At 66.9% G+C, this 8,901-nt stretch carries 11 protein-coding genes; 4 read left to right on the top strand and 7 right to left on the bottom strand.

Annotated features, from left to right (window positions below; all coding sequences use genetic code 11):
- Positions 1 to 1,406, top strand: a 1,406-nt coding sequence (locus RMO04_RS02185) for an AAA family ATPase (RefSeq protein ID WP_309643157.1), incomplete at its 5' end; no start/stop codon positions are given.
- 54 nt (positions 1,407 to 1,460) lie between these two features.
- Here RMO04_RS02185 and RMO04_RS02180 read toward each other — a convergent pair.
- Positions 1,461 to 1,895, bottom strand: a complete 435-nt coding sequence (locus RMO04_RS02180; RefSeq protein ID WP_309643156.1) for an HIT family protein — start codon at positions 1,893 to 1,895, stop codon at positions 1,461 to 1,463.
- Between the two features lie 58 nt (positions 1,896 to 1,953).
- Between RMO04_RS02180 and RMO04_RS02175 the strand changes: the two genes are divergently transcribed.
- Positions 1,954 to 2,520, top strand: coding sequence for a DUF4287 domain-containing protein (locus tag RMO04_RS02175; RefSeq protein WP_309643155.1), 567 nt, complete (start codon positions 1,954 to 1,956; stop codon positions 2,518 to 2,520).
- Positions 2,521 to 2,529: 9 nt separating this feature from the next.
- On the opposite strand, the gene RMO04_RS02170 is transcribed toward RMO04_RS02175, so the two are convergent.
- The 4 genes from RMO04_RS02170 to RMO04_RS02155 form a co-directional block, all read right to left on the bottom strand.
- Positions 2,530 to 3,690 carry a GNAT family N-acetyltransferase gene (locus RMO04_RS02170; protein ID WP_309643154.1) on the bottom strand — a complete coding sequence of 387 codons (1,161 nt, stop codon included), beginning with the start codon at positions 3,688 to 3,690 and terminating at the stop codon, positions 2,530 to 2,532.
- Positions 3,687 to 4,433 carry a glycerophosphodiester phosphodiesterase family protein gene (locus tag RMO04_RS02165; RefSeq protein ID WP_309643153.1) on the bottom strand — a complete coding sequence of 249 codons (747 nt, stop codon included), beginning with the start codon at positions 4,431 to 4,433 and terminating at the stop codon, positions 3,687 to 3,689. Before RMO04_RS02165 ends, RMO04_RS02170 begins: the two co-directional genes overlap by 4 nt.
- A complete protein-coding gene (locus RMO04_RS02160) occupies positions 4,430 to 4,891 on the bottom strand; it encodes a RidA family protein (protein WP_309643152.1) in 462 nt (153 codons plus the stop codon). The genes RMO04_RS02165 and RMO04_RS02160 overlap by 4 nt, the downstream gene beginning before the upstream one ends.
- A 122-nt stretch (positions 4,892 to 5,013) precedes the next feature.
- Positions 5,014 to 5,448, bottom strand: a complete 435-nt coding sequence (locus tag RMO04_RS02155; protein WP_309643151.1) for a TIGR01841 family phasin — start codon at positions 5,446 to 5,448, stop codon at positions 5,014 to 5,016.
- Positions 5,449 to 5,735: 287 nt separating this feature from the next.
- Here RMO04_RS02155 and RMO04_RS02150 point away from each other — a divergent pair, with 287 nt between their 5' ends.
- Complete coding sequence (locus RMO04_RS02150) at positions 5,736 to 7,055, top strand: D-alanyl-D-alanine carboxypeptidase (protein WP_309643150.1); 1,320 nt, start codon at positions 5,736 to 5,738, stop codon at positions 7,053 to 7,055.
- 3 nt (positions 7,056 to 7,058) lie between these two features.
- On the opposite strand, the gene RMO04_RS02145 is transcribed toward RMO04_RS02150, so the two are convergent.
- Both RMO04_RS02145 and RMO04_RS02140 read right to left on the bottom strand, forming a co-directional pair.
- Positions 7,059 to 7,478 carry a DnaJ domain-containing protein gene (locus RMO04_RS02145; protein WP_309643149.1) on the bottom strand — a complete coding sequence of 140 codons (420 nt, stop codon included), beginning with the start codon at positions 7,476 to 7,478 and terminating at the stop codon, positions 7,059 to 7,061.
- Position 7,479: 1 nt separating this feature from the next.
- Positions 7,480 to 8,298: a division plane positioning ATPase MipZ gene (locus tag RMO04_RS02140; protein ID WP_309643148.1), complete on the bottom strand. Its 819-nt coding sequence runs from the start codon at positions 8,296 to 8,298 to the stop codon at positions 7,480 to 7,482.
- 152 nt (positions 8,299 to 8,450) lie between these two features.
- Between RMO04_RS02140 and RMO04_RS02135 the strand changes: the two genes are divergently transcribed.
- Positions 8,451 to 8,901: pantoate--beta-alanine ligase (locus tag RMO04_RS02135; protein WP_309643147.1), on the top strand; the 451-nt coding region annotated here is incomplete at its 3' end.

Genomic DNA, 8,901 nt, shown 5'->3' with positions numbered 1-8,901 from the left:
ACGCGTCGAACCTGCTGAAGCCGGCCCTGGCCTCTGGATCCCTGCGCTGCATGGGTTCGACGACCTACAAGGAGTTCCGCCAGCACTTCGAGAAGGATCGGGCGCTCGTCCGCCGCTTCCAGAAGATCGACGTGAACGAGCCGACGATCGAGGACACCATCAAGATCCTCAAGGGCCTGAAGACCTACTACGAGGAGTTCCACAAGCTCCGCTACACCAACGACGCCATCAAGGCGGCGGTGGAGCTGTCGGCCCGCTACATCACCGACCGCAAGCTGCCCGACAAGGCCATCGACATTATCGATGAGGCGGGCGCGAGCCAGATGCTGCTGCCGGAGGGTCGTCGCAAGAAGACCATCGGCCTGAAGGAGGTCGAGGCTGTTGTCGCCAAGATCGCCCGCATCCCGCCGAAGTCGGTCTCCAAGACCGACACCGAAGCGCTGAAGCAGCTCAACGACGATCTCAAGCGCACCGTCTACGGCCAGGATGAGGCCATCGTCCAACTGTCGTCGGCCATGAAGATGGCCCGCGCCGGTCTGCGCGACGCCAACAAGCCGATCGGCTGCTACCTGTTCTCGGGCCCCACCGGCACCGGCAAGACGGAAACCGCCCGTCAGCTCGCCTCGACCATGGGCATCGAGCTCCTGCGCTTCGACATGAGCGAGTACATGGAGCGCCATACGGTCAGCCGCCTGATCGGCGCGCCTCCCGGCTATGTCGGGTTCGACCAGGGCGGCCTGCTGACCGACGCCGTCGACCAGCATCCCCATTCGGTGGTGCTGCTGGACGAGATCGAGAAGGCTCACCCGGACGTCTTCAACATCCTGCTGCAGGTCATGGATCACGGCGTCCTCACGGACGCCAACGGCAAGAAGGTCGACTTCCGCAACGTCGTCCTGATCATGACCACGAACGCCGGCGCCTCCGACGCTCAGCGCAACTCCATCGGCTTCGGCCGAGGCAAGCAGGACGATGAGGTCGACGAGGCCCTGAAGCGCCTGTTCACGCCTGAGTTCCGCAACCGTCTGGACGCCGTGGTGCCCTTCAAGGCGCTGACCCAGGACATCATCCGCCAGGTGGTCCAGAAGTTCGTCATGCAGTTGGAGGCCCAACTGGCCGACCGCCACGTGACCATCGAGACCAGCGAGGAAGCCGCCGACTGGCTGGCCAAGAACGGCTTCGACGAGCTCTACGGCGCCCGGCCGCTGGCCCGGGTCATCCAGGAGCACATCAAGAAGCCTCTGGCCGACGAGATCCTGTTCGGCAAGCTGATCAAGGGCGGCCACGTCAAGGTGGTGCTCAAGGACGGCAAGCTGGTGTTCGAGATCGAAGGCGACGACCGCGTGCCGGGCGCCCCGATCATCGAGGGCCCGAGCGAGGAAACCGCGGAGGCCTTGGCGGATTAAGGCTTCAGCTTTCGACGAGAACCCCAGGCGTCGCCTGGGGTTTTTCGTTTGCGGCTACGAGATCTTGGCCGCGATCTGCTCGGCCAGCGTCTTGAGCTCAGCCGGATCGGCCATGCCGCCGCCGTGACGGCCCAGGGCCACGCCCTCCCAGCGCGGGATGATGTGGAAATGCAGGTGGAAGACGGTCTGGCCAGCGGTGGCGCCGTTGAACTGGCTGACCATTATCCCGTCGGGATTGAGCGCGGCGCGCACCGCCCGCGTCACCCGTTGAACCCCCAGGATCAGCGGCGTCAGGGCCTGCGGCTCGACCTCCAGCAGGTTTCGGCCGGTGGAGTGCTTCGGGATCACCAGGGTGTGGCCCTTGGCCTGGGGAAAGACATCCATGAAGGCGAAGACCTCGCCATCCTCGAACACCTTGGCGCAGGGCGCCTCGCCGCGCAGGATCTTCGCGAAGATGTTGCCGTCGTCATAGGTCCCGTCCAGGCTCATGGTCGCGCTCCGTGGTTCTGAGGGAGCGTGGTAGCAAATCGCGCGCGGAGGCGGAACGATGCCCCTGACCGAACGCCAGCAGAAGTGGTTCGCCTCGGTGCAGGCGAGCCTGGAGCGCGACACCGGCAAGACCATCGACGAATGGGTCGCCATCGCAAGAACCTGCCCCGAGACGCGGCCGAAGGCGCGGGCGGACTGGCTGCGGGCGCATCATGGCCTGGGGATCAACCGGGCTTCCCACGTCCTGTCGATCGCCTTCCCATCCGAGGATCGGTGGGATGAGCCCGGGGCCTTGCGCGCCAAGCTGTGGACGGACCCCGCCGCCACCGCGATCTTCGAGGCCGTCGAGGCGATGATCCACGCCCAACTGTCCGAGGTGGTCGACGGGCAACGCAAGGGCTTCTCGGCCTTCTCGCGGAAGGTCCAGTTCGTCGCGATGCGCCCGCTCAAGGGCGGACAGGTTGCGCTCGGGCTGGCGGTGGAGCCGGATCTGGACCCGCGGCTTGCCGCGCCGAAGAACAAAGGATGGTCCGAGCGGCTGAGGGCGAAAGTGGTGCTCGGTTCGATCGCCGAGGCGGATGGTCGGCTGGCCGAACTGCTGAGACAGGCCTGGGCGCGATCCTAAACCCTCCGGTCACCCCGCCTTGAACGGCGAGAACTCCTCGGCCAGCCATTCCATCTCCCCGCCCACCGCCTCGCGTTCGCGACGCACGAAGTCCTCGACCGGGGCGCGGAGCATGGGGTCGGCGATGTAGTGGGCCGAATAGACGGGGCTGGGCAGGTAGCCTCGGGCGATCTTGTGCTGGCCCTGGGCGCCGGCCTCGACGCGGGCGAGGCCGCGAGCGATGGCGAAGTCGATGGCCTGGTAGTAGCAGAGCTCGAAATGCAGGAAGGGCACGTCCTCGACGCAGCCCCAGTTGCGACCATAGAGGCAGTCGCCACCGATCAGGTTCAACGCGCCGGCGATCCAGCGACCATGACGGCTCGCCATGACCAACAGAACCCGGTCGGCCATCCGCTCGCCCAGCAGCGAGAAGAACAGGCGGTTGAGATAGGGCCGGCCCCACTTGCGCGCGCCGGTGTCCATGTAGAAGCCGAAGAACGCGTCCCAATGATCCTCGGTGATATCCGCGCCGGTGAGCGCGAAGATCTCGACCTCCGCCTGGGCGTCGCGGCGCTCGCGGCGGATGGTCTTTCGTCGGCCTGAGGACAGGGCGCTCAGGAACCCCTCGAAGTCGGCGTAGCCCCGATTTTCCCAGTGGTACTGCTGGCCCTGGCGCAAGGAGAGCCCCTGCCCGGCCATCCAGTCGCCCTCGGCCTTGGTGGGAAAGTTCACGTGCAGCGACGAGGCGTCGTAGCGCTCGCATAGCCCCAACCCGCCGCCTAGCAGGATGGGCCAGGCCTCCAGAGGGTCCACGTCCGGTCGCACCAGCAGACGCGGACCGGTCGCGGGCGTGAACGGCGCGGCCGAGACGAGCTTGGGATAGTAGCGACCGCCGGCCCGCTCATAGGCGTCAGCCCAGGCATGGTCGAAGACGTATTCGCCCTGGCTATGGGACTTGAGGTAGAGCGGCATGACTGCGGCCACCCTGCCCGCCTCGTCCTCGACCGACAGATGATGCGGTCCCCAGCCGGCGCGTTCCAGGGCGCAGCCGGACTGCTCGGCGATGTCGAGGAAGTCGAAGGCCATGAACGGGTTGGCGGCATAGTCGGGGTTGCCCGCGCAGGCATCCCACGGCCCTGCGCCGATCTCGGCGATCCGGCGGCTGACCTTCACCGCCGATTTCAGGCTCACGCGGCGAAGCCCTCGAAGATCAGGTTGTCACAATGGGGCTTGATCTCTTGCCATTGGGCCGGGTCGCGCACGGTCCAGGCCACCACCGGCATGCCCTTGTCGCGGTAGGCCACGGCCCGGGGGTCGGCCACCATGTCGACGCTCAGCGCCAGGAAATGCGGGCGGGCGATCGCCACGTGCTCCAACCGGGCGAAGGCCTGACGCTGCTCCTCGGCCAGGTGCGGCGCGCGCTTGTAGTTGTAGCTGTCCAGACCGCGCAGAACGCCTGGAAACCGGTCGGCGAACCAGGCGTGGGAATAGGGATTGAAGCCGATAACGCAGACCGGCCCGGCATGGTCGATCAGAACGTCATGGACCCGCTGTTCCAGCGGCCCGACATCGCCGAACGGGGTCTTCAGTTCGACATGCACCATGGCGCGGTGGCCGATGATCGCCAGGGTGTCCATCAGAGTCGGGATCGGCTCGTCTGTGTCCTTGAGCCGCAGTTCGGCCAGGTCGGCGGCGGTGCGATCTCGCAGCTTCCCCTTGGCGCCGGTCATGCGCTCCAGGTCTTCATCGTGGAAGATCATGGCCTCGCCGTCGGCGGAGAGCTGGACGTCCAGCTCGATCCCATAGCCCGCGCGGCAAGCGGCCTGGAACGCGCCCAGCGAGTTCTCCGGCGCGCCGTCCGGCGTCCACAGACCGCGATGGGCCACCGGCGGGTGGAACAGGAAGTCCCAGGTCTCGCCGAATTGGGTGTTCACCGGACTTCCACCACCGCATCGACCTCGACGGCGAAGTTCATGGGCAGGCGGTAGACGCCGACCGCTGAGCGGGCGTGCTTGCCCGCGTCGCCGAAGGCCAGGACCATCACGTCGGAACAGCCGTTCACGACCTGCGGGATATCGAAGAAGCCCGGGCCAGCCTGGACGAAGCCGCCAAGCTTGACCACCCGGACCACCCGGTCGAGATCGCCGTCGCAGGCCGCCTTCATCTGAGCCAGCAGGTTGATACCGCAGGTGCGCGCCGCGCCCCTGGCGGTCTCCATGTCGACATCCTCGCCGACGATCCCGCGCACGCCGCCCGCGGCGTCGATCGAGACCTGGCCCGAGATATGGACGATGGCCCCGGCCCGTACGAACGGGACGTAGTTGGCGACCGGCGGATTGGGCTGCGGCAGGACAATACCGGCGGCGGCCAAGCGTTCTTCGACTTGAGACATGACTGAAGGTCTAGCGCCCAGCCCCGCCCCGGAAAAGAGAAAAGGCCCACACCGTTTCCGGTGCGGGCCTCTTCAGGGGTAGCCTCGCTAGTACGCAGCGCGGCTGGGGGAGACTTTAGATCTTAACGGGCGGCTTGCAGACGCTCGACGGCGGCGGTGACGCGCTCGTTCAGCGGCTTCATGCTGTCCTTGACCGAGGCCGAGACGATCTCGGACATCTTGCCCATTTCGGCCATATAGGCCTCCATGGCGGACTTGGCGAAGGTGGTTTGCAGCTCGATCACTTCCTGCAGCGACTTGGCGCCCGACAGCGACTTGGCGGCGGCCACCTGGTCTTCAACGGCCTTCTTGGAGTAGGCCATCGCCTGGGCGCCCAGGGCTTCAGCGCCCTTGGTCGAGGCGGTCACCGAAGCGATGACGGCTTCCAGGTTCTTCTTGGAATGAGCGTTGACGTCGTTCAGCGAAGCCAGCGACTTTTCGACAGCGTCCTTGAAGGCGACGTTGCCAGCGGCGCTGAACTGCTCGACGGTGTTCTTGACGGTTTCGGCGGCGGCCATGGGATATTCTCCTGAGGTCGGTTGTGGGGGCGGCGGACGCCGCAATGCAAACGCGGGCAGATGACTGCTTTGAACTCGCAGCCTATTTCTCATGTTGCAGTGCAGCAGTCAAGCGTCTTTTGTGCAGTGCAGCATCGCTCATCACGCGAGTGTTGATCGGCAAATCCGCGACAAAACGGCTCGTTCAAGCCTTGTTTACCCTCGCGCAAGGTAGGCCCTGTCATGGTAGGCTTCTTGTAAGGCGACCGGGGGTCGCCCAACCCTTTGATTCGACGGACGAACCGCCCATGTTCGAGCGCGCCCGCCGCCTGTTTGTCGCCTTTGGTATCGCGGTTTCGACCGCGTTCGCCCCAATCGCGACAACCGCTCAGGCCCAGATTCCCTATCTTTCGCTCCCTGCCAGCCAGCCGAAATACGCCGCGGTGGTTGTGGACGCCAAGACCGGGGAGGTGCTGTACGCCAAGCGGGCTGACAGTCCGCGCTATCCCGCCTCGATCACCAAGGTGATGACGCTCTATCTGGCTTTCGAGGCGCTCGCCTCGGGCCGGCTGAAGCTGGACGATCCCGTGATGATCTCGCCTCGCGCCGCGGCGCAGGCCCCCACGAAGCTCGGCCTGCCGGCCGGCGAGACCCTGACGGTCGAACAGGCCATGGGGGCGATGGCCACCAAGTCGGCCAACGACATCGCCGTGGCCCTGGCCGAAAAGCTGGGCGGTTCGGAAGCCCGCTTCGCCGCCATGATGACCCTGCGCGCCCAGGAGCTGGGCATGCAGAACACCCGTTTCGTCAACGCCTCGGGCCTGCCCGACAGCCGCCAGATCTCCACGGCCCGCGACCTGGCCATCCTGTCGCGCGCGGTGATGCGCGACTACCCGCAGTACTATGGGCTGTTCGGCGCCAAGTCGTTCAGCTTCCGCGGCACGTCGCTGCGCAATCACAACGGCATGCTCAACACCATGCCGGGCGTGGACGGGATCAAGACCGGCTACACCAACGCCTCGGGCTTCAACATCGCCGTCTCGGCGGCGCGCAACAACAAGCGCCTGATCACCGTGGTGCTGGGCGCGCCCTCGACCGCCTGGCGCAACAACAACGCCACCCAGTTGATGACCACCGGCTTCGACGTCATGGCGCGCCGCGATCGCGGCGAGCAGATCACCGTGGCCCAGAACTACTTCGAGCCGCCGCCGCAGAGCCAAGCGATGCAGCGCAGCATCGAGCAGGGCGACAACGACACCGAAGGCGCGAGGATCATGCTGGCCTCGGCCTCGGATCCGAAGGCCGCCTCCAAGATCAAGATCGTAGAGCCTACAAAGAACGGCCTGCGCGGCGACAAGGACGACGACGACAGGAAGGGCGCCAAGAGGTCCGGTGGCAAGTGGGCGGTCCAGGTCGGGACCTTCAAGACCAAGTCCGACGCCAAGGAGCAGCTCACCTTCGTCAACAAGCGCTTCAGCAAGGTGTTCGACGACGCCAAGGGCTTCGTGGATCGCGGCGGCGGCAAGTACCAAGCCCGCTTCACCGGCTTCAACGAATCCTCGGCCAAGGGCGCCTGCCAGGCTCTGAAGGCCAAGCGCCTCGCCTGCATGGTCGTGCGGCCGGCCTAGGACCTATCTCTTCAGCAATCGGTCCCGCGCGGCGTTGAGCTGCGCGGCCAGGCCGCTGGTGCCGCCCTTGTCGGGGTGCGCCATGCGCATCAGCCGCGAATATGCCGCCTGGATGTCCGCGGCCGTGGCGTCGGGGGCCACGCCCAGGATGGAGCGGGCCTCGGCGTCGCTGAGCTTGCCCGAAACCGGCGGCAAGCCCAGCCCCGTGCGGCGGGTGGAGACGACCAACCACAGGCCCATCACCACCAGCACGATCGACTTGCCCCAGCCGCCGCGGACGCCGACATAGGCCGCCGCCGCGAAGCAGGCCAAGGCGAAGACGCCGGCCAGGAATCGCCACTCGCGCCGCTTCAAGATCGGCTTCCCGCGACTGGCCCACAGCAGCAGCGCCAGGGCCGCGCAGCCGATGGCCAGATAGACCATCCTATTGGGCGGCCAGCAGCTCGTCGCCCGTGGCGAGCCCCAGCGATCCCATCAGCGCCCGCAGCTCCTGGCGCGCGGCCACGTGCTGCAGCGACATGGCCACCGGCCGGATGGTCGGCGACAGATCGGCGATGGTCAGGCCGAAGGGGAACAGTTCGCGATAGATCACCCGGTCGCGCAGGCCAGGGCCCACCCGGAAACCCACACGGCGCGACAGGGCCTGGACCCGGTCGTCCAACCGCTTGCGATTGCGCGCCTCGGTGGGCGCCAGGCGGTTGCGCAGCACGACCCAGTCGATGGACTTTCCGGTGGCCACGGCCTTGGCCTTGCGGCTGTTCCACACGGTCTCGGAATAGAGGCTGGGGCGCTTGAGATCGAGGGTGACCGGGTCGACGATCCCCAGCATGTCGAAGTCGACGAAGCTGTCGTTCATGGGCGTGACGATCAGGTCGGCCAAGCCGTGGGCGGCGCGGCTGATGGCGGTATCGCCGCCGGGGGTGTCGATCAGCACGTAGTCGGCGCCCTGGGAGGCCTTGTCGAAGGCGTCCTCGAAGTGAGCCATGGCCTCGGCGTCCGGCGCGCGCGACAGGTCCGCCGACAACGGATGCTCCAGCGGCATGGGCGCGCTGACGCCGTTGGCCGCCAGCCAGGCGGCGCGATGGGCGAAAAAGTGGCCCATGGACTGCTGGCGCAGGTCCAGGTCCAGGATCGCCACGCGACCCCCGCCATGCAGCAGCCCCGTCGCGAGATGGATGGCGATGGTGGACTTGCCCGCCCCGCCCTTCTCGTTACCGACGACGATCACCTTGGCCTGCGACATCGAACTCCAACTCCTCGCGATTCGAGAGATTAACAGGAGCCTTAGCCCCAAGGCCGCGTCAACGTGATGTTGTCCCCGGCCTGTGGATGGAATGGACCTTGGGCCCGGGCCGCGCCATAAGCCGCCTCGCCCACGCCGCCCGGAGCCGCCGCATGACCCTCGCCATCGTCCGCACTGTCGTCGACCTGCGCGCCGCCGTGGCCGCCTGGAAGCGCGCGGGGGAGCGGGTGGCCATGGTCCCGACCATGGGCGCGCTACACGAAGGGCACCTGTCACTGATCGCGCTGGCCAAGACCAAGGCCGACCGCGCCGTGGCGTCGATCTTCGTCAATCCCACCCAGTTCGGGCCCAATGAGGACTTCGACGCCTATCCCCGGGGCGAGGCGCGCGACGCGGAGCTGCTGGCGGGCGCCAGCTGCGACCTGCTGTTCGCGCCCAGCGTCAGCGAGATGTATGCGCCGGGGTTCTCCACCAGGGTCGAGGTTAGCGGGGTCGCCGAACCTCTGGACGGCGCCGCCCGCCCTGGTCACTTCGGGGGCGTGGCCCTCATCGTCGCCAAGCTGCTGATCCAGTGCGGGCCGGACGTGGCGGTGTTCGGCGAGA

The organism is Phenylobacterium sp. (assembly GCF_031412415.1).
GTDB lineage: Bacteria > Pseudomonadota > Alphaproteobacteria > Caulobacterales > Caulobacteraceae > Phenylobacterium.
Note: the sequence above shows the minus strand (reverse complement) of the source record. Positions and strands in the feature narration are given on the sequence as shown.

Excerpts from the sequence above, each read along its gene's own strand:
- RMO04_RS02180 (WP_309643156.1), bottom strand. The coding sequence starts at position 1,895 with ATGAGCCTGGACGGGACCTATGACGACGGCAACATCTTCGCGAAGATC.
- RMO04_RS02175 (WP_309643155.1), top strand. The coding sequence starts at position 1,954 with ATGCCCCTGACCGAACGCCAGCAGAAGTGGTTCGCCTCGGTGCAGGCG.
- RMO04_RS02160 (WP_309643152.1), bottom strand. The coding sequence starts at position 4,891 with ATGTCTCAAGTCGAAGAACGCTTGGCCGCCGCCGGTATTGTCCTGCCG.
- RMO04_RS02155 (WP_309643151.1), bottom strand. The coding sequence starts at position 5,448 with ATGGCCGCCGCCGAAACCGTCAAGAACACCGTCGAGCAGTTCAGCGCC.
- RMO04_RS02150 (WP_309643150.1), top strand. The coding sequence starts at position 5,736 with ATGTTCGAGCGCGCCCGCCGCCTGTTTGTCGCCTTTGGTATCGCGGTT.
- RMO04_RS02145 (WP_309643149.1), bottom strand. The coding sequence starts at position 7,478 with ATGGTCTATCTGGCCATCGGCTGCGCGGCCCTGGCGCTGCTGCTGTGG.
- RMO04_RS02140 (WP_309643148.1), bottom strand. The coding sequence starts at position 8,298 with ATGTCGCAGGCCAAGGTGATCGTCGTCGGTAACGAGAAGGGCGGGGCG.